The organism is Mycobacterium sp. NGS54 (assembly GCF_059812465.1).
The window spans coordinates 350,205-374,543 of sequence record NZ_JCALCS010000001.1; the positions used below are offsets into that span (position 1 = coordinate 350,205).

At 69.6% G+C, this 24,339-nt stretch carries 23 protein-coding genes and 2 pseudogenes; 14 read left to right on the plus strand and 11 right to left on the minus strand.

The features are described from left to right. The first annotated feature begins 24 nt into the window (after positions 1 to 24). Complete coding sequence (locus AC5Y5E_RS01725; protein WP_499901267.1) at positions 25 to 1,371, plus strand: flavin monoamine oxidase family protein; 1,347 nt, start codon at positions 25 to 27, stop codon at positions 1,369 to 1,371. On the opposite strand, the gene AC5Y5E_RS01730 is transcribed toward AC5Y5E_RS01725, so the two are convergent. Then, entirely contained in the window at positions 1,366 to 2,313 is a 948-nt protein-coding gene (locus AC5Y5E_RS01730) for an alpha/beta fold hydrolase (protein ID WP_499901268.1), read from the minus strand. The two genes, AC5Y5E_RS01725 and AC5Y5E_RS01730, sit on opposite strands and share 6 nt — an antisense overlap. Before the next feature lie 158 nt (positions 2,314 to 2,471). Between AC5Y5E_RS01730 and AC5Y5E_RS01735 the strand changes: the two genes are divergently transcribed. Continuing rightward, positions 2,472 to 3,827, plus strand: a complete 1,356-nt coding sequence (locus AC5Y5E_RS01735; RefSeq protein WP_499901269.1) for a flavin monoamine oxidase family protein — start codon at positions 2,472 to 2,474, stop codon at positions 3,825 to 3,827. Positions 3,828 to 3,834: 7 nt separating this feature from the next. Here AC5Y5E_RS01735 and AC5Y5E_RS01740 read toward each other — a convergent pair whose 3' ends face one another. The 5 genes and pseudogenes from AC5Y5E_RS01740 to AC5Y5E_RS01760 form a co-directional block, all read right to left on the minus strand. Continuing rightward, on the minus strand, positions 3,835 to 4,911 hold the full coding sequence (locus tag AC5Y5E_RS01740) for a helix-turn-helix transcriptional regulator (RefSeq protein WP_499901842.1): 1,077 nt from the start codon (positions 4,909 to 4,911) through the stop codon (positions 3,835 to 3,837). Beyond that, positions 4,893 to 6,050: a glycosyltransferase gene (locus AC5Y5E_RS01745; RefSeq protein ID WP_499901270.1), complete on the minus strand. Its 1,158-nt coding sequence runs from the start codon at positions 6,048 to 6,050 to the stop codon at positions 4,893 to 4,895. The genes AC5Y5E_RS01740 and AC5Y5E_RS01745 overlap by 19 nt, the downstream gene beginning before the upstream one ends. A gap of 248 nt (positions 6,051 to 6,298) precedes the next feature. Continuing rightward, positions 6,299 to 6,452, minus strand: a pseudogene (locus AC5Y5E_RS01750) (CheR family methyltransferase); the annotation flags it as partial. A 42-nt stretch (positions 6,453 to 6,494) separates the two neighbouring features. Further along, entirely contained in the window at positions 6,495 to 7,265 is a 771-nt protein-coding gene (locus AC5Y5E_RS01755) for an STAS domain-containing protein (RefSeq protein ID WP_499901271.1), read from the minus strand. A gap of 139 nt (positions 7,266 to 7,404) precedes the next feature. After that, positions 7,405 to 7,527: pseudogene (locus tag AC5Y5E_RS01760) on the minus strand (chemotaxis protein CheB); the annotation flags it as partial. Positions 7,528 to 7,625: 98 nt separating this feature from the next. Between AC5Y5E_RS01760 and AC5Y5E_RS01765 the strand changes: the two are divergent. After that, positions 7,626 to 9,746, plus strand: a complete 2,121-nt coding sequence (locus tag AC5Y5E_RS01765) for a catalase (protein WP_499901272.1) — start codon at positions 7,626 to 7,628, stop codon at positions 9,744 to 9,746. A gap of 37 nt (positions 9,747 to 9,783) precedes the next feature. Beyond that, entirely contained in the window at positions 9,784 to 10,041 is a 258-nt protein-coding gene (locus AC5Y5E_RS01770) for a DUF7218 family protein (RefSeq protein WP_499901273.1), read from the plus strand. A gap of 9 nt (positions 10,042 to 10,050) precedes the next feature. Here AC5Y5E_RS01770 and AC5Y5E_RS01775 read toward each other — a convergent pair whose 3' ends face one another. Beyond that, a complete protein-coding gene (locus AC5Y5E_RS01775; RefSeq protein ID WP_499901274.1) occupies positions 10,051 to 10,620 on the minus strand; it encodes a nucleotidyltransferase in 570 nt (189 codons plus the stop codon). 106 nt (positions 10,621 to 10,726) lie between these two features. Between AC5Y5E_RS01775 and AC5Y5E_RS01780 the strand changes: the two genes are divergently transcribed. Genes AC5Y5E_RS01780 through AC5Y5E_RS01800 form a run of 5 tightly spaced genes read left to right on the plus strand, consistent with a single transcriptional unit; the run spans position 10,727 to position 14,586 of the window. After that, positions 10,727 to 11,458 (plus strand): glycosyltransferase family 2 protein, encoded by a 732-nt coding sequence (locus AC5Y5E_RS01780; protein WP_499901275.1) that lies wholly within the window; start codon positions 10,727 to 10,729, stop codon positions 11,456 to 11,458. Beyond that, on the plus strand, positions 11,455 to 12,399 hold the full coding sequence (locus tag AC5Y5E_RS01785; RefSeq protein WP_499901276.1) for an acyl-CoA dehydrogenase family protein: 945 nt from the start codon (positions 11,455 to 11,457) through the stop codon (positions 12,397 to 12,399). Before AC5Y5E_RS01780 ends, AC5Y5E_RS01785 begins: the two co-directional genes overlap by 4 nt. Further along, positions 12,396 to 13,169, plus strand: coding sequence for a PIG-L deacetylase family protein (locus AC5Y5E_RS01790; protein ID WP_499879577.1), 774 nt, complete (start codon positions 12,396 to 12,398; stop codon positions 13,167 to 13,169). Before AC5Y5E_RS01785 ends, AC5Y5E_RS01790 begins: the two co-directional genes overlap by 4 nt. Further along, positions 13,166 to 13,789 (plus strand): SAM-dependent methyltransferase, encoded by a 624-nt coding sequence (locus AC5Y5E_RS01795; RefSeq protein ID WP_499901277.1) that lies wholly within the window; start codon positions 13,166 to 13,168, stop codon positions 13,787 to 13,789. Before AC5Y5E_RS01790 ends, AC5Y5E_RS01795 begins: the two co-directional genes overlap by 4 nt. A gap of 32 nt (positions 13,790 to 13,821) precedes the next feature. Further along, positions 13,822 to 14,586: an endonuclease/exonuclease/phosphatase family protein gene (locus AC5Y5E_RS01800; protein WP_499901278.1), complete on the plus strand. Its 765-nt coding sequence runs from the start codon at positions 13,822 to 13,824 to the stop codon at positions 14,584 to 14,586. A gap of 10 nt (positions 14,587 to 14,596) precedes the next feature. Here AC5Y5E_RS01800 and AC5Y5E_RS01805 read toward each other — a convergent pair whose 3' ends face one another. Both AC5Y5E_RS01805 and mbp1 read right to left on the minus strand, forming a co-directional pair. Then, complete coding sequence (locus AC5Y5E_RS01805; protein ID WP_499901279.1) at positions 14,597 to 14,884, minus strand: DUF3349 domain-containing protein; 288 nt, start codon at positions 14,882 to 14,884, stop codon at positions 14,597 to 14,599. Positions 14,885 to 14,988: 104 nt separating this feature from the next. Next, positions 14,989 to 15,225: a microaggregate-binding protein 1 gene (gene mbp1 / locus AC5Y5E_RS01810; RefSeq protein WP_499901280.1), complete on the minus strand. Its 237-nt coding sequence runs from the start codon at positions 15,223 to 15,225 to the stop codon at positions 14,989 to 14,991. Positions 15,226 to 15,393: 168 nt separating this feature from the next. Between mbp1 and AC5Y5E_RS01815 the strand changes: the two genes are divergently transcribed. The 5 genes from AC5Y5E_RS01815 (at position 15,394) to AC5Y5E_RS01835 (ending at position 23,045) form a co-directional block, all read left to right on the plus strand. After that, positions 15,394 to 16,236: an SDR family oxidoreductase gene (locus tag AC5Y5E_RS01815; RefSeq protein ID WP_499901281.1), complete on the plus strand. Its 843-nt coding sequence runs from the start codon at positions 15,394 to 15,396 to the stop codon at positions 16,234 to 16,236. A gap of 278 nt (positions 16,237 to 16,514) precedes the next feature. Beyond that, a complete protein-coding gene (locus tag AC5Y5E_RS01820; protein WP_499901282.1) occupies positions 16,515 to 16,913 on the plus strand; it encodes a heme-binding protein in 399 nt (132 codons plus the stop codon). Between the two features lie 123 nt (positions 16,914 to 17,036). Continuing rightward, positions 17,037 to 18,092 carry a DNA topoisomerase IB gene (locus tag AC5Y5E_RS01825; protein WP_499901843.1) on the plus strand — a complete coding sequence of 352 codons (1,056 nt, stop codon included), beginning with the start codon at positions 17,037 to 17,039 and terminating at the stop codon, positions 18,090 to 18,092. Positions 18,093 to 18,288: 196 nt separating this feature from the next. After that, complete coding sequence (locus tag AC5Y5E_RS01830; RefSeq protein ID WP_499901283.1) at positions 18,289 to 20,082, plus strand: thiamine pyrophosphate-requiring protein; 1,794 nt, start codon at positions 18,289 to 18,291, stop codon at positions 20,080 to 20,082. Positions 20,083 to 20,096: 14 nt separating this feature from the next. Next, complete coding sequence (locus AC5Y5E_RS01835) at positions 20,097 to 23,045, plus strand: FAD-binding and (Fe-S)-binding domain-containing protein (protein WP_499901284.1); 2,949 nt, start codon at positions 20,097 to 20,099, stop codon at positions 23,043 to 23,045. On the opposite strand, the gene AC5Y5E_RS01840 is transcribed toward AC5Y5E_RS01835, so the two are convergent. Together AC5Y5E_RS01840 and AC5Y5E_RS01845 are read right to left on the minus strand one after the other, a co-directional pair. Continuing rightward, entirely contained in the window at positions 22,994 to 23,647 is a 654-nt protein-coding gene (locus AC5Y5E_RS01840) for a UdgX family uracil-DNA binding protein (protein ID WP_499901285.1), read from the minus strand. The two genes, AC5Y5E_RS01835 and AC5Y5E_RS01840, sit on opposite strands and share 52 nt — an antisense overlap. 14 nt (positions 23,648 to 23,661) lie before the next feature. Continuing rightward, positions 23,662 to 24,222: a hemerythrin domain-containing protein gene (locus AC5Y5E_RS01845; protein WP_499901286.1), complete on the minus strand. Its 561-nt coding sequence runs from the start codon at positions 24,220 to 24,222 to the stop codon at positions 23,662 to 23,664. Positions 24,223 to 24,339 lie beyond the last annotated feature (117 nt).

A 24,339-nucleotide genomic window follows, 5' to 3' on the forward strand; every position in this document is an offset into this window, starting at 1 on the left:
TCAAAATGCTGTTGACTAGACGGCGTGACAAAGCCGCCGCCGGTCGTCGACGTCGTCGTGGTCGGTGCCGGATTTGCCGGGCTGTCCGCCGCGCGCGAGCTGACGCGGCAGGGGCATGATGTTCTGGTCTTCGAGGGCCGTGACCGGGTGGGCGGCCGCTCGTTCACCGGCAGCGTCGCCGGGCTGCCCGCCGACCTGGGCGGCACCTTCGTCGGCCCGACCCAAACCGCGGTCCTGGCGCTGGCGGCCGAACTCGAGGTCCCGACCACGCCCACGCACCACGACGGCAAGAACGTGATCCACTGGCGCGGCTGGGCCCGCCCCTACCGCGGCACCATCCCGCGCGTGTCGCTGACGGGACTGCTCGACATCGGCCGGCTGCGTTGGCAATTCGAGCGGATCGCGCGCAGCGTGCCGGTGGCGGCGCCCTGGGACGCCCGCCGCGCCCGCGAGCTGGACGGCATGTCGCTGGGCGGGTGGTTGCGCTCGGTGCGGGCGTCCGCGTCGTCGCACGACCTGATGGCCATCGTGGCCCGGGTGACGTGGGGGTGCGAACCGGACGAGGTGTCGATGCTGCACGCCGCGCGCTACGTGCACGCGGCCGGCGGCCTGGACCCGCTGCTCGACGTCGAAAACGGCGCCCAGCAGGACCATTTCCCCGGCGGCACCCAGCAGATCGCCGAGGCCGCGGCCGCCGAGCTCGGCGGGCGCGTGGTGCTGGGCGCGCCGGTGCGGCGCATCGAGCGGCACGGCGCGGGGGTCACCGTCACGACCGACGCCGGCTCGGCCGAGGCCGGGTTCGTCATCGTCGCGATCCCGCCGGCCCACCGCGCGTCGATCGAGTTCGCTCCCCCGCTGCCCGCCGAATACGAGCAACTCGCCCGGCACTGGCCGCAGGGCCGACTCAGCAAGGCGTACGCGGCCTACGAGACGCCGTTCTGGCGGTCCGACGGGTTTTCCGGGCAGGCGCTGTCCGACACGGGCCCGGTGTTCATCACCTTCGACGTCAGCCCGCACCCCGACGGCCCGGGCATCCTGATGGGCTTCGTCGACGCCCGCGCCTTCGACTCGCTGTCCAGCGAGCAGCGCCGCCAAGACACGTTGCGCTGCTTCGCGTCGCTGTTCGGCGACGACGCGCTCAAGCCCCTCGACTACGTCGACCAGCGTTGGGGCGCAGAGGATTTCGCTCCCGGCGGCCCCACCGCGGCGGTACCGCCGGGCTCGTGGACACGGTTCGGCCCGTTGTTGCGTGCGCCGGTCGGGCCGATTCACTGGGCCGGCACGGAGACGGCGGACGAGTGGACCGGGTTTCTCGACGGCGCCGTGCGGTCCGGGCAGCGGGCGGCCGCCGAGATCGCCGCCCTGCTATGAGCTGATCCGCTGCACCCGCGCGTCGTGGGTCATCCGGCCCACCGATTCCACCAGGCCCCGCAGGTGGCGGTTTACCTCGCGCGGCTGTTCCAGCATCGAGCAGTGGCCGCCGGGCAGCTCGACCAGGCCGACGACGTTGGGCGCGGTGTGCGCGATCCTGCGGGATTGGCCGATCGGTGTGAGGCGGTCGCGCTCGCTGCCGATCACCAAGGTCGGCACCGTCAGCCCGTCCAATTCGAGATGCCGCGACCCCAGCGCGTCGACGAGCATCTTGGCGCAGCCGCCGCGCCCGGCCGGCGAGGTCTGCGCGAACAGCTCGTAGACGACCCGCGCCGCGCCGGGGTCGGCGTCCTTGCCGACCGCCAGCATCGCGACCACATAGCGGCTCGGGATCCGCGCCGCGGCCGGCACGGGAAACCCGCCGAACGCGGTGATCAGACCCCGGGCCGCCAGGACCCGCGCCCCCGATAACCCAGAGAGCTCGCGCGGCACCGACAGCAGCTTCACCTCTCGCACCAGGTCCCCGGTGGTGGTGTTGATCAGCGCGACGGCGTCCGCGCGCCGGCGGACCTTGTCGCGGTAGTGCGCCGACCACGCGGCGATGGCGATGCCGCCCATCGAATGCCCGGCCAGCACCGCGCGCTCGCGCGGCGCCAACGTTGCCTCGAGCACCGAATCCAGGTCTGCCGCAAGGTGTTCGAGGCTGTAGCCGCCGCGCCGGGGCACGCCGCTACGCCCGTGGCCGCGATGATCGAACGCGATGACCCGGTAGTCGGTGGCCAGGTCCGAGATCTGGTGGGCCCAGGCGCGGATCGCGCAGGTGATCCCGTGTGTGAACACGATCGGATAGCCGTCGGGCGGGCCGAACACCTCGGCGTGCAGCGCGGTCCCGTCGGCCGCTCGCACGGTCAGGGTGCGGCTTGGTGGCAGCTCGGCACTCATCGCCGTTCCCCCTTCGAACACGGCCCCATCGCCAGTTCCGGACGTAGGCGAAGTGTAGCCCCGCCTCAACGAGGAACGGGTGAAAATGGCCCATTACACGCGGCGATTTCGGGCACGATCGTGCAACAACTTGTGAGACGCTGACTGCCGTGTACCCGATGTCCCGTCGGGAGTTCTTCGCGGCCACGACCACCCTCGTGGGCGGCGGGCTGGCGGCCGGCTGCGCCTCGGGCCCGCCGCCCGCGCCGGACACCAAGGCGGTGCTCGTCGTGGGCGCCGGCATGGCCGGCCTGTCCGCCGCCCGCAGCCTGGCCGACGCGGGATGGCCCGTGCGCGTCATCGAGGCCCGCGACCGCATTGGCGGGAGGGTGTACACCGACCGGGGCTGGGGCGCGCCGCTGGAGATGGGCGCGTCGTGGATCCATGGCACGACCGACAATCCGCTGATGGAGCTGGCGCAACGGGCACGCGCGCAGCTCGCCACGACCGACTACTACGGGTGGGCGAAGCTGGCCGTCGATCCGCGGCTCCCGCCGCTCGCCTACGACCCCCACACCTGGCGCACCTTCGTGAAACGGGCGCGCGGCCGCGTCGACGACGGGAGCCTCGGTGCCGCCGTCGACGCCGCGGCGACCCGCGCCGAACTCGCCGATTCCGAGCGCGCCCAATTGGCCTTCTACCTCACCTCCGAGATCGAGAACGAGTACGCCGCCGACGTGGATCAACTGTCCGCCAAGACCTTTGACCGCGGCGAGTACGCCGATGGCGACCAGGACGTGATCACCAACGGCTACGACGCCCTGCCCCGGCTGCTCGCCGAGGGTCTGCCGATCCAGCTCAAGACGCCGGTCACCGCGATCGCGCGCCGCGACAGCTCCGTCGTGGTGCGGGCCGGCGACCGATCGTTCGAGGGTCCCGCCGCGATCGTCACCGTTCCCGTGGGGGTGCTCAAATCCGGCGCGATCGCCTTCGACCCGCCGCTCCCGGACGAACATCGAAAAGCCGTGCAGGCGCTGGGCTTCGGCGTGCTGTCCAAGAGCTACTTTCGCTTCCCCCGGCGCACGTGGGACGTGGAGAACGCCTTCTACCAGTACATCGGCAGCCAGCCGGGCGCGCGGTCACAACTCTGGTCACAATGGTTCACGTTGCCGAGCGAGGCGGGCCCAATCGTGTTGGCGTTCAACGCCGGTGAGCGTGGCCGGTGGGCGGAGTCGGCCGCGCCGGGCGACCTGATCGCGAGCGCGCTGCCCATCGCGCGCCAGCTGTTCGCCGGCGCCGGCGCCGTCGACGTGCGAACGTCGAACTGGACGGTGGACCCCTACGCGCTCGGTTCGTACTCGTTTCACGCGCCCGGTTCCGGCCTGGCCGACCGGCGCCGGCTGGCCGAGCCGATCGGCGACCGGCTCTACCTGGCGGGTGAGGCCGTCGGCGTCAACAATCCGGCCACCGTCACCGGCGCCATGGCCAGTGGCCGATACGCCGCGGGCCAAGTCATGCACCGGCTGAGCGGGTGAAACGCCGCTACCTCGCCTGTTTGAGCGTGGCGTGGGGGCTCTGGCCGTAGGTCTGCCGATACAGCACCGCGAACCGGCCGGTGTGCGCGAAGCCCCAACGCTGGGCGACTTCGGTGACGGTGGTGCCGGCACGCTCACCGGCGAGCAGCTCCTGGTGCGCGCGATGCAGCCGGACGCGACGCATGTACTCGGTGGGAGTGGTGTCGAGATGACGCCGGAACAGGTATTGGACCGCCCTGGGTGTCAGGTGCACGGCCGCGGCGATGTCGTTGATGCTCACGTCGCCGGCGGCGTGCCGGTGGATGAAGGCCAACACTTCCTTCAGCGTTGCGGGCAGCGACGGGTCACCCGCCGGGTCCTGCTCGGTCACGTCGGAGGGGTAGCACTCGAGCAGCGCGCCGGCCAGCAGCGGTGCCATCGCCGCCACGATCATCGGCTGCTGGGCGGTGTCCGGCGCGGCCAGCGCGGCGGTCACGTATTCGAGTGCCCGATGCCACGCGCGCACGGCGGCCCGCGACCGTGGGCGCCAGTTGAGGAACCGGATGCGTTGCGACAGCGGCGCGTTCCAGTCCATGGTGATCTTGTGCAACGCGTCGGGCGCGATGGTCACCACATCGAAACGCGCGCCGTTCACCTGCATCGCACACGACATACCGTGGGCGACCAGGACGGGGCAGTCGACGTTCGGGAACAGTCCACCCGTCACGGTCAACGATCCGGCCCGGGGGTGAATCACAAGAACGGTATCGGCGGGCGGGATTTCGAAGTTGGCCGGCCCGTGAATCAGCACTTCGTCGATCGTCAGCGAATCCGCCCCGCAACGCCGATGGGTGACGGCCGATCGGGTCGTGAGGCCGCCGACGCGCCAGCCCGGCCTGTACGCGCCGGCAAAGTAACGGCGCATCGCGTCGGGCTGGGCGGTGCGGAATTGCTGGTACCGGATCGCCGCCGCACTCTGGGGCGGCGCCGGGTCGCGCGCGCCGGCGAGCCGCAGGCCGACCTGGATCTCGTCGGGTTCGCCCGCTATACCGACGGCGCCGGGCGCCGCGCCGTCGACGGTGGTCGTCACGGTCCGGCGGCCGATCGCCTCACCGACGCCCCCTGGCCCGCGAGTGCGACGGGAGCCGAAGTTTGCGTGCCGAGTTGTCGATAGATGTTGAGCGCGTCGAGCCCGATCCTGTCCCAGGAGAAGCGGGATACCGCGCGGCTTCTTCCCGCCGCGCCCATGCTGTCGCACTGAAAGCTTTGGGCCAGAATGCTTCTCAACGCCGCGGCCACCGCGGCGGGGCTGCGTCGCGACACCACCAGACCCGTGACGCCGTCCACCACCGCGTCGGTCAGGACACCGACCGGCAGCGCGACGACGGCCACCCCGCTGGCCATGGCCTGCAGTACCGGCGTCGCCCGCGGTGGCACTCGGGGTGTGCACGCAACCACGTCGGCGGATCGCAGCAGCGCTGGCATTTCATCGTCGCCGACCGTGCCCGCGAAGCGGACCCGGTCGGCGACGCCCGATTCGGCGGCGAAACGTTGCAGCTGGGCCCGCGCCCGGTCGTGGCCGGGCTCGCTCGCGGCGGTCTCGGCGATGACGAGCTCCGCGCCGACCACCTTGGGCAGTGCCCGAATGGCGACGTCGAACCCGTTGCTCGACAACGGATTCGGCGCCACAGAAAGAATGCGGCGACTGGCATGGCGGGCGGCCGCGGGGCCGACCGGGCCGTATCGCTCGACGTCGACGCCGCCGCACAGGATGGAGACTCGAGCCCGCCCGTGCCGCAACCGGGCCAGCACGTCGGCGTCGGCGCTGCATTCACCCGTCGCCCACGCCGCACCGCGCGCCAGCAACGGCTCGATGCGTTCTCGTTCACGCCAATGGTGCGGGGTGGCGGCACCGCTGGTGCGTGACGTCACCGCCAAGCCCCGGAAGCTCTGCACCGGGGGTATCCGCAGCCGTCGCGCGGCCAGCTGGGCGGCCAATCCGCCCAGCCAGCCGTACGCGTGCACGACCTCCGGGCGGTCCGCGGTCCACAGGCGCTCGAGCGCGGCCGCCCATTCTCCGACATACGGCAGCACTTCGCGGGCGGGGGCCGCGCCGAGGCCGAGGACGCCGCGCTGGCCTCTGACATAGGGCGTCGCCTGATGCCCCCGGGCCTCAAGAGCGGCGCAAAGTTGCTGAGGGTCATCGCCGACGATGTCGTCACCCGTGACGATTGCGATCTTCACCAAGGCGGCTCCCCTCGAAATCGGGCTACATCGGCCAAAGAGTCCTACCCGGAACGACAGAAACGAAACGCCACCTTCGCCCCCTTCGTCCGGTGTCCCATGTTGCGCACAGCGGATCGCCCGCGGGTGAACACCAGGGGCATGACGTCCGACGAGCAGCGTCCCTGCGGGCGGAATTTTCCGCCGCCGTCGTCGTGCAGCAGCACCTCGGCGGCCTGAGCAGCGTGCTGCCGACGATCCAGGACGTCGTACTCCTCGAAGGAACCAGATCCGGTTTGATCCATCCGGTGCCGGACGCGCCGCATCAGAGACGAGCGCTTATAGCCGGTGAAATCGAACCCCCGCGCGCCGCGCATATAGCGCGGCAAGGCCTCGAGAGGCCTCGTCGGTCGTGCTGTCCATCAATGTCGCATTCACAAGAGCATCGCTGAAGGACCTTGAACATTACTCGGAGCGATGGAGGAGATTCTCGCGCCCGACCATCGCCCACACCGTCTTCCCCGACGAGGTCGGGGTGGTGCCCCACGCCCGGCACAGTGCGGACACGATGGCGAGGCCGGACACGATTTCGGCACCGCGATCGGGGTCTTCGTGCCGACCCGGCAAGCGGTCGCTGCGATCCTCCACGGCGACGGTGACGGTATTCCGATAGCTTTCGACAATCAGCACCGGCGCGCTATCCGTGTGATCGAGGACGTTTTCGACGAAGACGGTCGCCACGGTCGACGCGACCGGAATCAGCTCACGCGCGTCCCAACGGGTGAGCCACTCGTTGACCATCGTGCGGGCCATACCGACGCCCATCCTCGTGGCGGGAAGTTTGGCGCGCGACCGGCGCCGGACGCACAACGACTGGCAGCGAACGGCGTCCAGCGCTTCCCGCCGGCTGGGATGCACCGGAACGTACCGGGTCACGCCGACGCCGGCGATCGCCCGGCGCACCTGCGGCCGCGTGCACACCAGCAGAATCGGCACGTCCGGCCAGACGCTGACGTGCCACCGGGCGCTGGTTAACACCGTCCAGGCCGAGGAGGACGGGACGGACAGCCCGTCGACATCGACGATGACCGCGGGCGGCTCGTCGAGCGCGGCCTTGATCACGGTGTCACGCACGGTCCGGTACGTGGAGCTGTCCAGCACCCCGTCCATCACCAGGATCGGCACTTCGTGCTCGGGTGCGGCGTCGACACGGATCGTCGACCGCGGCTCAGCCACCGGAATCACCGCGATGAAGAGCGTGGGCCGCCAGCCGTTCGCCGAGCACGCCCAGCGCCCGTTCGCTTTCGTCGGCCAGGGCGCCGCAGTGCCGGGAAAGCGGGCCCGGGCCGGCTTTTCCGGCACCCAGGTCCTGCGGGTACGGCAAATCGGCCGACAGGCCGGCGGCCAGGCGCGAAAGGGCTTCGATTCCCCCGGACGAGGCGCCGACCGCGACCACTCCGTGCAACTCGTCGCCACCACTGGTCGCGTCAATCACCACCCTCGACTACCCCCCACCACGGTACGTAACCGCGTAGGCGGTTGGTAGATGCTTCGTCGCACCGGTTTACGACGGAGGAGCGGTGGTAATCGAACGCCATGGGAACCGACCACGCATCAGATCCGAAGCAGCGCGCACTCGATCCGTCGCGAGTCCGCCGCGACACCGGCTACCTGACCACCCAGCAGGGCGTCCGAGTCGACCACACCGACGACTCCCTGACCGCCGGCGAGCGGGGACCCACGCTGCTGGAGGACTTTCACGCCCGAGAAAAGATCACCCACTTCGACCACGAGCGAATTCCGGAGCGCGTCGTTCACGCGCGCGGCGCCGGCGCGTACGGGTTTTTCGAACCGTATGACGACTGGCTGGCCGAATACACCGCGGCGAAATTCCTGACCACGCCGGGCGCCCGGACCCCCGTGTTCGTGCGGTTCTCCACGGTGGCGGGATCGCGCGGCTCGGCCGACACCGTGCGCGACGTGCGCGGCTTTGCCACGAAGTTCTACACCGAGCAGGGCAATTACGACTTGGTGGGCAACAACTTTCCGGTCTTCTTCATCCAGGACGGCATCAAGTTCCCCGACTTCGTCCACGCGGTGAAACCCGAGCCGCACAACGAGATTCCGCAGGCGGCCTCCGCGCACGACACGCTGTGGGACTTCGTCTCGCTGCAGCCCGAGACGTTGCACACCATCATGTGGCTGATGTCGGATCGCGCGCTGCCGCGCAGCTACCGCATGATGCAGGGGTTCGGCGTGCACACCTTCCGGCTGGTAAACGCGGGCGGTGAAGGAACTTTCGTGAAATTCCACTGGAAGCCCCGCCTCGGTGTGCACTCACTGATCTGGGACGAATGCCAGAAGATCGCCGGCAAGGACCCTGATTACAACCGCCGCGATCTGTGGGAGGCCATCGAGGCGGGCCAGTACCCCGAGTGGGAACTCGGGGTGCAGCTCATCGCCGAGGCCGACGAGTTCAACTTCGATTTCGATCTCCTCGACGCCACGAAACTGATTCCCGAGGAACAGGTTCCGGTCCGGCCCGTGGGCAAGATGGTGCTCAACCGCAACCCCGACAACTTCTTCGCCGAAACGGAGCAGGTGGCATTTCACACGGCCAACGTGGTGCCGGGGATCGACTTCACCAACGACCCGCTGCTGCAGTTCCGCAACTTCTCCTACCTCGACACCCAGCTGATCCGCCTGGGCGGCCCCAACTTCGCGCAGCTGCCGATCAACCGGCCGGTGGCCGACGTCCGTAACAACCAGCAGGACGGCTACTCCCAGCACGCCATCCCGCAGGGGCGGTCCAGCTACTACAAGAACACCCTCGGCAGCGGATGCCCGGCATTGGCCAACGACGACGTGTTCCGCCACTACACCCAGCGCATCGACGGCGCCGCGATGCGCAAGCGCGCCAAGTCCTTCGAGAATCACTACAGCCAGGCGCGGATGTTCTGGAAGAGCATGTCGGCGGTCGACGCCGAACACATCGTCGCCGCGTTCGCGTTCGAACTGGGCAAGGTGGAAGTGCCCGACATCCGTTCGGCCGTGGTCGCCCAACTGGGTCGCGTCGACCACGGGCTGGCCACCCGGGTGGCGGCGAAGCTGGGGCTGCCCGCGCCGCCCGACGAGGCGGTCGACGGCGAGGTGGCCTCGTCGCCGGCGCTGTCCCAACTCGGGATCAGCGACTCCATCGAGTCGCGCAAGATCGCCGTGCTGGCCGCCGACGGCGTGGATGTCGTTGGAACGCAACGCTTCAAGGAGCTGATGGCCCAGCGCGGCGCGATGGTCGAGGTCCTGGCCCCCGTCGCCGGCGGCACCCTGCGCGGCGGGTCCGGTGGGGAGCTCCCCGTCGACCGGGCGTTCACGACGATGGCGTCGGTCCTCTACGACGCGGTGGTGGTGGCGTGCGGGCCGGATTCGGTGGCGACGCTGTCCGAAGACGGTTACGCGGTGCACTTCGTGGTCGAGGCCTACAAGCACCTCAAACCGATCGGCGCGTACGGCGCCGGCATCCGCCTGCTGCGCGCCGCGAACATCGACGCACGCCTCGCCGCCGACAGCGACGCGGACGCCGACGTGGTCAGCGACCGTGCGGTGGTGACAACCAAGGCGGCCGCCGACGACTTCCCCGACCAATTCGCCGAGGAATTCGCCGAGGCGCTGGCCCGCCACCGCTGCTGGGAGCGCCAGACCGACCCGGTGCCCGCATAACCGAGATAGGCATAACCGAGATTAGGAGGGATGAGCGATGCCACGGTCGTCGATCAAGAACGAGAAGATGTACCAGGAACTGCGCAAACAGGGTGATTCCAAGGAAAAGGCCGCGCGGATTTCGAATGCGGCCGCGAGCCGGGGTAAGTCGTCGGTCAGCCGCAAGGGCGGCAAGTCCGGATCCTATGCGGACTGGACGGTTCCGCAGTTGAGGAAGCGGGCCAAAGAGCTTGGCATGTCGGGGTATTCGGGTCTGACCAAGGACAAGCTGGTCGCCAAGCTGCGCAACCACTGACCGACGCCGTCAGCCGGCCAGGCCGAGCCGGTCCGCGAGCACCAGAAACGCTGCCGCGTAATCGTTGTCGGCGGTCCGGTCCCTGATGCGCTCCCAGTCCAGCCGTTCGCGGACCGCCCGCACCGGCGGCAGCAGCTTGGCGAAGTCGCAGCGATGTTCGTTCAGGGAACGTAGCTTCTGGATGACCACCATGGTCGGCGGCAGCACCGGCATCGCGATGGCCAACACGTCGCGCTGCTCGGCGCAGTCCAGCGTGGCCGGCTCCACCCGCTCACCGTTGATGCGGTGTAGGACGTCGACGACGGTATCGCCGGTGCGCGCCTTGAACAGCCAGTCCTCCGGGGGGTGCTCGACGGTGAATCCGGCGCCGGCGAGCGTGGCCTCGGCGCTCGCCACGTCGGTCTCGGCCACGACGAGATCGACGTCGTGGCTGGGTTCGGGCGCACCGAAGGCCCACAACGCGTAGGTGCCGGCCAACGCGAATCGCGGCCCGTTTTCCTTGAGTGCCGATGCCGCACCGCGCAACGCCTCCCGCAGCTGGCTGCAGGACACATCCGCGGGCGTCTGCGTGGGTGTCATCGTGCATAGGTGATACCCCGCCTCCAGGGAGGGCAACCCGGCCGAAACTGCGTGACGTCGTTTGTCATCCGTTTAAGCGGCGGTCAGACGGGGCAAATCTTGAGTTATGTCAGCCCCGGTGTCCCGTGCCCGCCATGCCTATGGCCGGGCGGCCGTCGTGATACCCGCCCACAACGAGGGAGCGAAGCTGCCGGATTGCCTGCGCGCGGTGCTGACCGCGGCGCTCTGCGCGCCGATGCCGGTCGCGATAGTTGTGGTCCTGGACGCCAGCTGTGACGACAGCTCCAAGTTGGCCGGCCAATACGGGCCGGACGTGCACTTCATTCGCGTCGACGCGGGCAACGTGGGCGCGGCGCGGGCGGTCGGGTTCGACTATGCGCGGGCGTTGTTCGCCGACGGCGACGAATGCTGGTATGCCACCACCGACGCCGACAGTCGGGTCGACGCCGGCTGGCTCGTGCATCAGCTCGAGCGCCGTGCGGACATGGTTCTGGGCGTGGTGCGGGTCGCCGACTGGCGCCCCCGCTCCGCCGGGGTGGCCGACAATTTCGAGCGCGCCTACCAGGCCGGCTTGCTCAATGAGGACGGGCACGACCACGTTCACGGCGCCAACATGGGCTTTTCCGCCCGGGCGTACTGGCGGGTCGGCGGCTTCCGCGCGCTGGCGTGCGGCGAGGATGTCGACCTGGTGCGGCGTTTCGAGGCCGCCGGTTACACCGTTCACCGCGATACCCAATTGTCCGTCATCACGTCGGCGCGGACCCAGGCCCGGGCCCCACACGGGTTCGCCGAATACCTCGGGCAATTGGAGAGATCGGCGGCGGGTGATTGCGCGTGACGGCGGGGTTGGTAAAGCACTGGCTGGACTCGGGACGGCTCGAGTTGCCGTTGCCCGCCGCGGGACGCACCGCCGAGCGCTGGCAACGCCTGGCGCGGCTCGCGGAGGACGACATCGTGGCGGCCCGGATCGCCGAGGCCCACGTCGACGCCGTCGCGATACTGCACGAGCTGGGCGGCAAGCCCCCCGATTCCGATCAGCTGTGGGGCGTATGGGCGGCCGAGTCGTCCGACTCCGCGTTGATCGCCACCAAGATCAACGGCGGCGCAATCATTCTCAACGGCACCAAGGTGTGGTGCTCGGGCGCCGGGTTCTGCACCCACGCGCTGGTGACCGCCCGGCTCGACGACACGCGGCGCGGCCTGTTCGCGGTACCGGTCACCGAGCCCGCCGTCAAAGCGTTGCCGACCACGTGGTGGAACGTCGGGATGGCCGGCAGCGACACCAGGGCGGTGCAGTTCACCAACGCGCATGCCGTCGCCGTGGGCGACCCCGACGACTACCTGACGCGGCCGGGCTTCTGGCACGGCGCGATCGGCGTCGCCGCCTGCTGGCTGGGCGGAGCGCGCAGGGTCGCCGAGCCGCTATACCGCTGCGCCACAAGCAAATCGGCCGACGCGTACTCGCTGGCGCACCTCGGCGCCGTGGACGCCGCGCTTGCTGCGGGCGATGCCGTCCTCGCCGCGGCGGCGGCGCAGATCGACTCGGATCCATTCGACCGGTCAGATACCGCTCAGCTGCTGGCCCGCCGCGTGCGAACGGTCGTGGAGCACGCTGCCGACGAAGCCATCACGCGCACCGGCCGCGCGCTCGGGCCGGGCCCGCTGTGCCAGGACGGCCGGCACGCTCAGCGGGTCGCCGACCTGACCATCTACATACGACAGAGCCACGCCGAGCGGGACCTGGCCGAGCTCGGGCGACTCGCGGGGCGGCAGGCATGAAAACCCTCCCGGTAAGCAATTGCGCCAAGTTCGCCGCCAAGCCGCTGACCCGCGGCGGCACCCCGGCACCGATGTGGCTGGCCGCCCTCGCCGACCAACCGCTGCCCGCGCTGGACCTGAGCGCGTGCCCGGGGCTGGTCGTCGTCGCGGCCCACCCCGACGACGAGACGCTCGGACTCGGCGCGGCGACCGCACAACTGGTCGCCTCGGGCGTCGACGTCCAGGTGATCTCGGTGAGCGACGGCGGCGCCGCCAAGCCCGGTGCGACGCCGCGGGAGCGGACGCGTTGGGAGATCACGCGCAGATATGAATTGAGCAGGGCGGCAAGCATTTTGGGGATCACGGAGCCCATGTCGCTGGGCCTGCCCGACGGGCAGTTGGCCGACCACGAGGACACGGTCGCCGAGCTGCTCGCGGGCGTGCTCGACGCCGCCGCGCCGGGCACCTGGTGCGCCGCCACCTGGCGGGGTGACGGGCATCCCGATCACGAAGCCGTGGGGCGTGCGGCGGCGAAGGCGTGCGGGCGCACCGGCGCCACATTGCTGGAATATCCGGTATGGATGTGGCATTGGGCCAGCCCGGCCGATCCGGCGGTGCCCTGGTACCGCGCCCAGTCGGTCCGCGTGCCGGGTCGGGCGCTCGCCCGCAAACGCCTTGCCGCCCATTGCTTTCGCAGCCAGCTGGAGCCGGACGCCGCCGGCGCCGCGCCCGTGGTGCCGCCGTTCGTGCTGCAGCGGCTGCTGGCGGTGGGAGAAGTGGTATTCCGGTGACCACCCGGCTGCCGGATGCGTACTTCGACCGGATGTATGCCGGCGCCGAGGATCCGTGGCGGCTCTCGACGCGGTGGTACGAGCGGCGCAAGTACGCCATCACCCTGGCGCTGCTGCCCGACCGGCGGTATCGGCACGCTTTCGAACCGGGCTGCTCGATCGGGACGCTGACCGTGCAGCTGGCCGGGCGCTGCGATCACGTGACCGCGACGGACATCGCCGACGCGCCGCTGCGAAGCGCGGACGCGCGGCTGCGGCGGGCCGGCTGCCGGGATCGGGTGACCCTATACCTGTCTTCCCTGGACGCGGCGTGGCCGCCCGGGCCCTTCGACCTGTTGGTGCTTAGCGAGGTCGCGTACTACTTGGAGGCCGACGCGCTGGCCACGGTCTTGGCCCGGGAATGCCCACGGCTGCAACGGGGCGCGAAAGTCGTTGCCGCACACTGGCGCCACCCCGTCGCCGACTATCCGCTCACCGGCGACGCGGCCCACGCCGTGATCGCGGAAACGCCCGGGCTGACGTCCGTCGCCCGTTACGGGGACCGCGATGTCGTCATCGAGGTTTTCGACACCGGAGACGGCCGCTCGGTGGCGGCGCGCGAAGGGGTGCCCGGCGCGTGAGTGCACGCTCGGGAGTGGGTATCGAAAAGGGTATGCGCGTAGCGACCTTCAACATCCTGCACGGCCGCACCGTCGGGAACGGGGTGGATCCCGCGCGGCTGCGCGACTGCGTGCGCCGCCTGGACCCCGACATCCTCGGGTTGCAGGAGGTGGACTGCGAACAACCGCGATCCGATCGCGCGGACCTCACCGCGGTCGCGGCCGAAGCCATGGGGGCCGTGGAGCACCGGTTCGTGGCCGCGATCTCCGGCACGCCCGGCGCGACCTGGATGGCGGCCACCGGCCGCGAACAACCCGGCACGGCGGCCTACGGGATCGCGCTGCTGTCCCGGTTCCCGGTGGCCAGTTGGCAGGTGGTGCGGCTGCCGCGGATTCCCATGCGGTTTCCCATGTATCTGCCCGGACCGAACCGGGTGATGGTCGTCGACGAGGAGCCGCGCGCGGCGGTGATCGCGCAGCTGCACACGCCGTGGGGCGGGCTCACGGTGGCCAACACGCATCTGTCCTTCGTGCCCGGCTGGAATCGCCGCCAGCTGCGCCGGCTGGTCAGCGACCTGCACGGCTTCCCGGGCCCGCGGCTGCTCACCGGCGACCTGAACATGACGCCGCAGGCGGTGCGCCGCTGGTCCGGCATGCGGCCCCTGGCGGTGGCCGCAACCTTTCCCGCGCAAGCTCCCTACCGCCAGCTCGACCACATCCTGACCGACGACCCCGGCCTCCGCGGCGGCGCCGTGCGGTCCGACGTGATGCCTATCTCCGATCACCGGCCGCTGGTGGTCGACCTGGAACACGCGTGAGCGGCGCGGCCTACCCGCCGGCCCATCCCATCGTGTCGAGCCGCCGGTGGACCCGATCGATGTCGTCGGGTGAGGGCAGCTCGTCGGTGACCCGGAGGATCTCCACCCCGACGTCGGCGTCGGGGATCGACTGGCGCTCGCGCCCGGCGAGGGTGGTCACGATCGTGATGACCTCGTCGTCGCACATCCGCCGCGGCAGCAGCGCCAGCACCGGCGCGTAGCCGAAGCGCGGCGCGCCGCTCGGGTAACCCGCGCGCAGGAACGCGATGATGCTCGACACAGTGTCGCGCAAGACCATCTCTCACCTCTCCCGCCGGTTCTTGCCAGGAATAACCCGGCGTGCCGGTTTGAAACAACACGGGGCCCGGTCCGGCTGCCGGACCGGGCCCCAGTGAAATCGGCCTACTGGTTTTCCTTCTGGCGCTCTTCGGCGGCCTTCGCGCCGGCGCGCGCCGATTCGGCTTCGGCTTCCTTCTTGCCCGCGTCGCGCTGGGCGTCGGCCTTGTCCTGCTGCGCCTGGCCCTCTTCGACCAGGTCGTCGCGACCGGTGATGGTTCCGCCGACTTCCTTGACCTTGCCCTTGACCCCTTCAACGGTGCCCCGCACGGCCTCTTGGGGTCCGCTCTTGTGATCGCCCATGGCTCGACCTCCCTCTCGTGGTTACGTCTTGGTTCGCACCTACCGGCTTCCCGCCCGGCGCGGGGCCAAACACGGCCGCCCGATCGGGGGCCGGGCGATTCGCCGTGCGAACCAACGCGTTTGAAGGCGATATTTCCGGGTAGTTCCAGCCCCCGATTGCTCAAGGGGGTGGAGTCGCTGAGCACCATTGCTGTCATAGGGGCGACCGGCACGGGCGGGTCCCGCGTCGCCGCCAGGCTGAAGGCCCGCGACGTCGAGGTCGTGGAGATCTGCCGCGCACACGGCGTCGACGTGATCTCGGGACGAGGGTTATTCCAGGCGCTGGCCGGGGTCGACGTCGTGATCGACGTCTGCAACCCGATGCCCGCCGACGGGCGGTCGAACGTGACCCAGACGGTGGCCACCGCGACCCGCAACGTCGTCGGCGCCTGCGCGGCGCGCGACGTGCGGCGACTGGTGGTGCTGACGATCGCCGGAATCGAAGACCCGTCGTTCGACGGCTTTCCGTACTACGAGGCCAAAAGGGTGGCCAAGGAGATCGTGCTGGACCGCCCGGTGCCGGTGACCCTGGTGAGGTCAACGCAGTGGTACGAGTTCGCCACCAACCCCGCCGCGGTGAGTTCCCGCGACGGCGAGGTGGTGGTCCAGGACTGGCTGATCCAGCCCATCGCCGCCGACACCGTCGCCGACGTGCTGGTCGAGGCGGCCCTGGGGCAGACGCATCGGCCGCGCACGATCACCGGCCCACAGGCCGTTCGCCTGCCGGAACTCACGTCGAAACTGCTCGCCCGGCGGGGCGACAACCGTCGGGTGCGCGCCGTGCAGCCCGCGCTCGGCGCGCTCGGGACCGGGGCGCTGCTGGCGACCGACGGCGCCATCGTCCTCGGCCCCGACGTCGACACCTGGCTGCACACGCTTGCGCCCGCGGAGATGGATGGCGAGTCGGCCGCGGACGGCAGCAATCCACCGACAAGGCTTCAAACGCGGGATTTTTCGGACACGAGCCGTTAAGGCCCGGCCGGGAGCGTCAAAGTCACGGTTACGTCACGATCGGCGTCACGATTGCTTAAGAACCGGGTCCGTTCTCTAAGAGTTCTCAACATTGCCGCGCAAATTTGTTTGCTCGCATAGCGAAAATGGGGCTGGTGAGGCGAACGAGCCGGGCGTGGTGCGTGGTGCTTCGTTTCCGGCGAAGCCCACCATTTTTAGCTTCCGCTACTTTGGTTTTCGAGGATCGGGAGCCTCTCTGAACGAAATCAATTGATCAATTTCGAAGGACAACACTGATCATGAAAAACAGCAGTATCGTCGCGCGCCGGAAAGTTGCCGGCATCAGCGCGGGCTTCCTGCTCGGGGGATTGACCCTGGGCGTCATCGGCGCCCCGTCGGCGGCCGCGGCACCCGACTGCAGCCCCGCCGGCGTGAACGCCACCGTGTCGTCGGCGCAGGGCGCGGCGCAGCAGTACCTGGCCGCTCACCCGGACGCCAACCAGGTGGTCACGGCCGCCTACGGCCAGCCGCGCCCGGAAGCCGCGTCGAACCTGCGCGGCTACTTCACCGCGCACCCGCAGCAGTACTACGACCTGCGCGGCATCCTGGCGCCGATCGGCGACACGGAACGGCAGTGCAACGTCACGGCCCTGCCGCCGTTCCTGGAGTCGGCCTACCAGGAGTTCATGGCCGGCTGATCCCGCCCAGAGACGACCCGCCACAACGCCGTGGCGGGTCGTTTCGCGTGTCCGGCCGACGGGTACTGAGCGGGTAACTGAGCGCGGTAATTGTGAAGTCGGCCAATGCGACTGGAGGCAACGATGCGGCTGCGTCGCAGCGATCTGGGCAAGCCGGGGATCGCACGCAAGCGCCGGGGCAAGGGCTTCGCCTACTACGACCCAGAGGGCAGGCTGCTGTCCGATCCGGACACCGTCGCGCGCATCAAGGACCTGGTCATCCCGCCCGCCTGGAAGAAGGTGTGGATTTCCCCCGATCCGAAGGGCCACATCCAGGCCGTCGGCACCGACGCGGCCGGGCGCCGGCAGTACCTCTACCACACCGCCTGGCAGCAGGAGCGCGCCGAGGAGAAGTTCGACCGTGTGCTGGAGCTCTCGGTGCAGTTGCCGATGTGGCGCGCGCGCATCGCGAAAGACCTGGCACGGCGGGGCTTGACGCGCGAGCGCGTGCTTGCGGTCGCGCTGCGCCTGCTCGACCGCGGCTACTTTCGCGCCGGCGGTGAGCAGTACGCCGAGGAGCACGAGTCCTACGGACTGGCCACCCTGTTGTGCAACCACGTGACGGTGCGCCGCGACGCGGTCGAATTCGACTTTCCGGCCAAGAGCGGGGTGCGGCGCACGGTGGAGATCGAGGACGCCGAGATCGTTCGCGCGGTGCGCGCCCTGACCCGGCGCCCGCAGCGCACGGACCGACTGCTGGTGTGCCGTAACGGATCCGGGTGGGTCGACGTCCGGTCCGACGACCTCAACGCCCGGTTCAAGGAGATGGTCGGCGACGAGTACACGGTCAAGGACCTGCGCACCTGGCATGGCACGGTGCTGGCCGCGGCCGCGTTCGCGGACGCGGACCCGCCCGTGTCGCAGCGGGTGATCAAGCGCGTCGAGTCCGCCGTCATGAAGGAGGTCGCCGAGGAGCTCGGCAACACCCCGGCGGTGGCTCGCGGATCGTACGTGGACCCGCGCGTCGTCCGCGGCTACGAGCAGGGCCTGACGATCGAAACGGCGGTGCGTCGCGCCGAACGCCTCCGTCGGCCCGAGGCCAAGCAGGAAACGCTGGAGAAGGCGACCCGCATGCTCATTCGCCGAGTCGCCACGCGTCACAGCGGATCTGGCGCGTCCCCGCTGCCCAGGAGCGCGTGACCCGACGACGCATAAGGCTCGCGAATTCGGGTATGCGGAGACTCGTGCGCCGAAGCACGCGCGTAAGCGCTGCTCGGAAAGCCGCCCGGAAAGTCGAACCCATGGCGATCCGGTCCCGTTCGGCGCGGCGGACAAGCCGACGCGGGCAAAGATTCGCGCGCCCAACGACACCCAATCTGTCGAGGAGGGCATTGAAATGTCTAAGCAAGAGGTCTCGGACTATCTGTTGGAGCGGCTGCGGACGTGGGGCGTCGAGCACGTGTTCGGCTATCCCGGCGACGGCATCAACGGGATCCTGGCCGCATTCGGGCGCGCCGATAACCGGCCGACGTTCATCCAGTCGCGCCACGAGGAGATGAGCGCCTTCGAGGCGGTGGGGTACGCCAAGTTCACCGACCGCGTCGGGGTGTGCATGGCCACCTCGGGCCCCGGCGCCATCCACCTGCTCAACGGCCTGTACGACGCCAAACTCGACCACGTTCCGGTGGTGGCCATCGTCGGCCAGACCAACCGCAGCGCGATGGGCGGGTCGTATCAGCAGGAGGTCGACCTGCTGAGCCTGTTCAAGGACGTCGCCAGCGACTACGTCCAAATGGTCACCGTCCCAGAGCAATTGCCCAACGTGCTGGACCGCGCGATCCGGGTGGCCATGGCGCAGCGGGCGCCGACGGCGCTGATCATCCCGGCGGACGTGCAGGAGCTGCCGTACTCGTCGCCCACCCACGCCTTCAAGATGGTGCCCTCCAGCCTGGGCATCGCGTGGCCGGCGGTCTCTCCCGGCGACGCGGCGATCCGGCGCGCGGCCGAAGTGCTCAACGCCGGGAAACGGGTCGCCATGCTCGTCGGCAACGGCGCCCGCGGGGCACGCGAGGAGCTGGCCGAAGTCGCGGATCTGCTCGGCGCCGGGGCAGCCAAGGCGCTGCTGGGCAAGGACGTGTTGAGCGACGAATTGCCCTGGGTCACCGGATCGATCGGCCTGCTGGGCACCCGGCCGAGCTACGAGCTGATGCGCGACTGCGACACCCTGCTGACCGTGGGGTCCAGTTTCCCGTACACGCAGTTCCTGCCGGAGTTCGGGCAGTGTCGCGCGGTGCAGATCGACATCGACGGCCGGTTCATCGGCATGCGCTACCCCTACGAGGTCAACCTGGTGTCGGACGCGAAGGCCGCGCTGCGGGCCCTGATTCCACACCTGCGCCGCAAGGAGGACCGCGGCTGGCGCGACACCATCGAGGCCAACGTGTCTCGCTGGTGGGAAACCATGGACATGGAGGCGAAGGTCAGCGCCGACCCGATCAACCCCATGCGGTTGTTCTCCGAGCTGTCCCCGCAGCTTCCCGACGACGCGATCGTGACCGCCGATTCCGGTTCGGCGGCCAACTGGTACGCGCGAAACCTGCGGTTCCGCGGCAACATTCGCGGCTCGCTGTCGGGCACCCTGGCGACCATGGGCCCGGGCGTCCCGTACGGCATCGGCGCGAAATTCGCCCACCCGCAGAGGCCGGTCATCGTGTTCAGCGGTGACGGCGCCATGCAGATGAACGGCATGGCCGAACTCATCACGATCAAGCGGTACTGGCAGGAGTGGGACGACCCGCGCCTGATCGTCGCGATCCTGCACAACAACGACCTGAACCAGGTCACCTGGGAGATGCGGGCGATGGCCGGCGCGCCGAAATTCGCGGAATCCCAGAACCTTCCCGACATCGACTTCGCCGGGTTCGCGGCCAGCCTGGGCCTGAACGCGATGGCCATCAAGGACGGCGACGAGCTCGCCGACGCCTGGCGCAACGCGTTGTCCGCGGATCGTCCCACCGTGTTGGACGTCTACACCGACCCCGACATGCCGCCGATTCCGCCGCACGCCACCTGGGATCAGTTCAAGGCGGCCACCGCCGCGGTGCTGTCCGGCGACAAGGACCGCGTCGGCTTCGTCAAAGTGGGCCTGAAGACGAAGGCTCAGGAGTTCCTGCCGCACAAGAAGAATTGAGGGGCGGCAAAGCGATGAGCGGGACCCGAACGCCCAAGTTGTTCGAAGCGCTGGCCGCCGACCTGCGCGCCGAGGTCGACGGCGAAGTCCGGTTCGATCCGGGGTCGCGCGCGGCTTACTCCACCGACGCCTCGAACTACCGGCAGGTGCCGATCGGGGTGGTCGTGCCGCGCAACCCGTCGGCCGCCGCCGACGCCATCGGCGTGTGCCGCCGCCACGACGTGCCGGTGCTCTCGCGCGGCGGGGGCACCAGCCTGGCCGGGCAGTGCTGCAACGCCGGAGTGGTCATCGACTGGAGCAAGTACTGCACGCGGATCGGCTCCGTCGACACCGAAACGGGAATCGCCGTGGTGGAGCCGGGCATCAAGCTCGACGTGCTCAACGACCGGTTGAAGTCGGCGAATTGGATGGTGGGCCCGAAACCGTCCACCCACGTCAGCTGCGCCATCGGCGGGATGGTCGGCAACAACTCCTGCGGTTCCAGCGCCCAGGCGTACGGCAAGATGGTCGATTCGGTGCGCCGCCTCGAGGTGGTCACCTACGACGGCCTGCGGATGTGGGTCGGGCCCACGGGCGAGGACCAGTTCCACCGGATCCTTGATGAGGGCGGCCGGAGAGCCGAGATCTACCGCGGCCTCAAGGCGATCGCGGACAGGTACGCCGACGACATCCGGTCCCGCTATCCGAACATCCCGAGGCGGGTCTCGGGGTACAACCTGGATTCGTTGTTGCCCGAGAACGGCTTTCACGTCGCGAAGGCCCTGGTGGGCTCGGAGAGCACGCTGGTCACCGTGCTGCGCGCGGAGCTGCAGCTTGTCCGGCCGCCGGCGGCGACCGCGCTGGTGGTCCTGGGCTTCGACGACATCGGCGCCGCGGCCGATGCCGTGCCGGCGGTGCTCGAGCACGACCCGGCAGCGCTCGAGGGCCTGGATCATCGCCTGGTCGAACTCGAGCATTCGCGACGGCTGGCCGAAAAGGCGCTGCGCCAGCTGCCCGACGGCAACGCCTGGCTGATGGTTCAGCTCGACGGCGACGACCAGGACGAGGCCGACCACTTGGCCAAGTCGATGATTCACACCCTGCAAAAGCACGTGCACACCGAGGCCACGGTGCTGGACGACCCGCAACGCAAGCAGGAGGTCTGGGCGGCCCGCGAAGCCGGGCTGGGCGCCACCGCGTATCCGCCCAACGAGCCCGAAACCCACGAAGGCTGGGAGGACGCGGCGGTGCCGCCGGACCGGCTCGGCGATTACCTGCGCGACTTCCGCAAACTGCTCGAGCGCTACGACTACGAAACCGCCTCGCTGTACGGCCATTTCGGCCAGGGCTGCGTGCACACCCGCATCCCGTTCGTGCTGCGGACCGCCGAGGGCATCGCCAAATACCGTTCCTTCGTGGAGGAGTCGGCGCGACTGGTGGTGGACTACGGCGGCTCGCTGTCCGGCGAGCACGGCGACGGCCAATCGCGTGGCGAGCTGCTGCCGATCATGTTCGGCGAGAACGTGGTCAAGGCGTTCGAGCAGACCAAGGCGCTGTTCGATCCGGACAACCGGATGAATCCCGGCAAGGTGGTGCACCCGTACCGGCTCGACGAGAACCTGCGCTTCGGCGTGGATTACCGCCCGGCCGAACCGGACGTCATGTTCGCCTATCCCGACGACGACCACCGCTTCTCGCGGGCGGCCGCCCGTTGCGTCGGCGTCGGAAAGTGTCGCGGCCACGAGTCGGGGGTGATGTGCCCCAGCTACCGGGCCACCGGCGAAGAGGAGCACTCCACCCGGGGGCGGGCGCGCCTGCTGTTCGAAATGGTGCAGGGTGACGTCATCACCGACGGTTGGCGCTCCACCGAGGTGCACGACGCGCTGGACCTCTGCCTGGCGTGCAAGGGCTGCCGCAGCGACTGCCCCGTCGACGTCGACATGGCGACCTACAAGGCGGAGTTCCTGTTCCACCACTACCGGGGCCGGTTCCGGCCGATGGCGCACTACTCGATGGGCTGGATCCCGTTGTGGGCCCGCCTGGCCGCGGTCGCGCCGCGCGCGCTCAACACCGTGGCGCACGCGCCCGGGTCGTCGACGATGCTGAAAAAGGTCGGCGGCATCGACCCGCAACGCGAACTGCCCCGCTTCGCCGACGAGAGGTTCACCGCCTGGTTCCGGCACCGCTCCGCGGCCGCCGCCGCGCCGTCACGCGGACGGGTGGTGCTGTGGCCGGACAGCTTCGTCAACAACTTCGAACCCGACGTTGGGAAGGCCGCGGTGGCCGTGCTCGAGGCGGCCGGTTTCGAGGTCGAGGTGCCGCGGCGCACCGTGTGCTGCGGGCTGACGTGGATCTCCACCGGTCAGCTCAAGGTCGCCAAACGCGTTCTGCGGCGCACCCTTACGGCGTTGCGCCCGGCGCTGCGGACGAGCACACCGGTGGTGGTGCTGGAGCCCAGCTGCGCCGCGGTCTTTCGGTCCGACCTGCCCGAGCTGCTTTTCGGCGACGAGGATGCGCACCGGCTGGCCAAGCAAACCCGCACCCTCGGAGAGCTTTTGGCGGAGAAGGCACCGGACTGGGAGCTGCCCCGAATCGCCGCCCACGCGGTGGTTCAGCAGCATTGCCACCAGCATGCGATCCTGGGCTATGGGAAGGACCGGCAACTGCTCGTCGACGCCGGGATCGACGTGGACGTCCTCGACGCCGGATGTTGCGGACTGGCAGGCAATTTCGGCTTCGAGAAAGGCCACTACGAAGTGTCGGTGGCGTGCGCGGAGGACAAGCTGATGCCGGCCCTGCGCGACGCCGACGCCGACGCGCTGGTGCTGGCCGACGGATTCAGTTGCCGCACCCAGATTCGCGCCCTCGCCTCAGACCGGCGTCCGGTGCACGTCGCGCAGGTCCTTGCGGACGCCTTAGCGTCGGAGACGCCTCAGCCGAGCCCCGAGCGCGCGCTGCGCAGGTCGTCGACGAATAGCGCGTAGGCCTCGCCGTGGGACTCGCTGCGATCGCGCAGCACCGCCGACGGGTGTACGGTCGCCACCACGATCGGTTCGGGGTCTAGCTCGACATCGACCGCGGCGGGGAGCTCGACGGCCTCGCCGCGCTGGGCGGACACCCGAAAGGCCGCTCCGAGAAGCGATTGCGCGGCCGTCGCGCCCAGGCAGACGATCACGCGCGGTGCCACCGCCTCAATCTCGGCGATCAGCCACGGGCGGCACGCGACGACCTCGGTGCGGCTCGGTCTCTGGTGGATCCGGCGCTGGCCGCCTTTACGGGTGAACTTGAAATGCTTGACGGCGTTGGTCTGATACGTCAGCGTCGGATCGATCTGGGCGTCGTCGAGTGCGCGCGCCAGCAACCGGCCCGCGGGCCCGACGAACGGCAGGCCGGCGCGGTCCTCCTGGTCCCCCGGTTGCTCGCCGACCAACATCAGGGGCGCGCCACGGTGCCCGTGGCCGAACACCGTCTGGGTGGCGTCGGCGAACAGCGGGCAACCGTGGCAGCGCTCGGCCGCATTTTTCAGTGAATCCAGCCCGCGGTCCTGCGGCAGGTAACGCGCGGCGCTGGTCTTGGGTGCGGCCATGATTCAGGCCATGATCAGCCCTTGCCCATGATGGCGTCACGGGCCCGGTCCATCATCGCGGCGAACGGGCCCGCGGTCAGGTTGGCCGCCTGGGACTCGACGCCGGCGTGCGGCCGGGTGGGCGCGATCGCTTCGGCGAGCTTGGCGGCGCGGCCCATCCGGACCAGCTCGTCGTCGCTCAATTCCTCGCCCAGCTTGGCGAACTCGTCGGACTCCTCGTGCTCGGCGTGGTCGATGACGGCGTCCCGGAGTTCCGTGAGGCGCCGCGTGAACTCCTCGCTGTCGACGTCGAACTTCTGAAGCTTCTGCAGGACCGTCTTGGCCTCGTGCTCCTCCTCCAGGCGCTGGCCCACCACCGCGGCGCCGTCGGCGATCTTCCGCTTGGCGCGCGGGTGAACGATCTCCTCTTCGGCGGTCTCGTGCACCGCGAGCAGTCGCCGCAGCCCGACGAAGGCTTTCTCCCGTTCTTCCCCCGAGGCCGAGAGGGTTTCGGCGAACATCGACTTGATCTGCTGGTGCTGGCTGACCAGAAAGTCGACCACGTCGGAGCGCGACTTGATGGCGGTGTCTGCCATGGTGTCTCTCCCATCTGGATATACGTCGGCGCGCGGGCTGTTGCGCGCTGCCTAGCGGCTACCCGACCGGCGTGGCCACCAAACGGCGTGTGAATCGCCCACGTCCGGGTACTTCTT

Excerpts from the sequence above, each read along its gene's own strand:
- AC5Y5E_RS01835 (WP_499901284.1), top strand. The coding sequence starts at position 20,097 with ATGAGCGGGACCCGAACGCCCAAGTTGTTCGAAGCGCTGGCCGCCGAC.
- AC5Y5E_RS01840 (WP_499901285.1), bottom strand. The coding sequence starts at position 23,647 with ATGGCCGCACCCAAGACCAGCGCCGCGCGTTACCTGCCGCAGGACCGC.
- AC5Y5E_RS01770 (WP_499901273.1), top strand. The coding sequence starts at position 9,784 with ATGCCACGGTCGTCGATCAAGAACGAGAAGATGTACCAGGAACTGCGC.
- AC5Y5E_RS01825 (WP_499901843.1), top strand. The coding sequence starts at position 17,037 with ATGCGGCTGCGTCGCAGCGATCTGGGCAAGCCGGGGATCGCACGCAAG.
- AC5Y5E_RS01845 (WP_499901286.1), bottom strand. The coding sequence starts at position 24,222 with ATGGCAGACACCGCCATCAAGTCGCGCTCCGACGTGGTCGACTTTCTG.
- AC5Y5E_RS01730 (WP_499901268.1), bottom strand. The coding sequence starts at position 2,313 with ATGAGTGCCGAGCTGCCACCAAGCCGCACCCTGACCGTGCGAGCGGCC.
- AC5Y5E_RS01780 (WP_499901275.1), top strand. The coding sequence starts at position 10,727 with ATGTCAGCCCCGGTGTCCCGTGCCCGCCATGCCTATGGCCGGGCGGCC.
- mbp1 (WP_499901280.1), bottom strand. The coding sequence starts at position 15,225 with ATGGGCGATCACAAGAGCGGACCCCAAGAGGCCGTGCGGGGCACCGTT.
- AC5Y5E_RS01790 (WP_499879577.1), top strand. The coding sequence starts at position 12,396 with ATGAAAACCCTCCCGGTAAGCAATTGCGCCAAGTTCGCCGCCAAGCCG.
- AC5Y5E_RS01800 (WP_499901278.1), top strand. The coding sequence starts at position 13,822 with ATGCGCGTAGCGACCTTCAACATCCTGCACGGCCGCACCGTCGGGAAC.
- AC5Y5E_RS01765 (WP_499901272.1), top strand. The coding sequence starts at position 7,626 with ATGGGAACCGACCACGCATCAGATCCGAAGCAGCGCGCACTCGATCCG.
- AC5Y5E_RS01735 (WP_499901269.1), top strand. The coding sequence starts at position 2,472 with ATGTCCCGTCGGGAGTTCTTCGCGGCCACGACCACCCTCGTGGGCGGC.
- AC5Y5E_RS01820 (WP_499901282.1), top strand. The coding sequence starts at position 16,515 with ATGAAAAACAGCAGTATCGTCGCGCGCCGGAAAGTTGCCGGCATCAGC.
- AC5Y5E_RS01775 (WP_499901274.1), bottom strand. The coding sequence starts at position 10,620 with ATGACACCCACGCAGACGCCCGCGGATGTGTCCTGCAGCCAGCTGCGG.
- AC5Y5E_RS01805 (WP_499901279.1), bottom strand. The coding sequence starts at position 14,884 with ATGGTCTTGCGCGACACTGTGTCGAGCATCATCGCGTTCCTGCGCGCG.
- AC5Y5E_RS01830 (WP_499901283.1), top strand. The coding sequence starts at position 18,289 with ATGTCTAAGCAAGAGGTCTCGGACTATCTGTTGGAGCGGCTGCGGACG.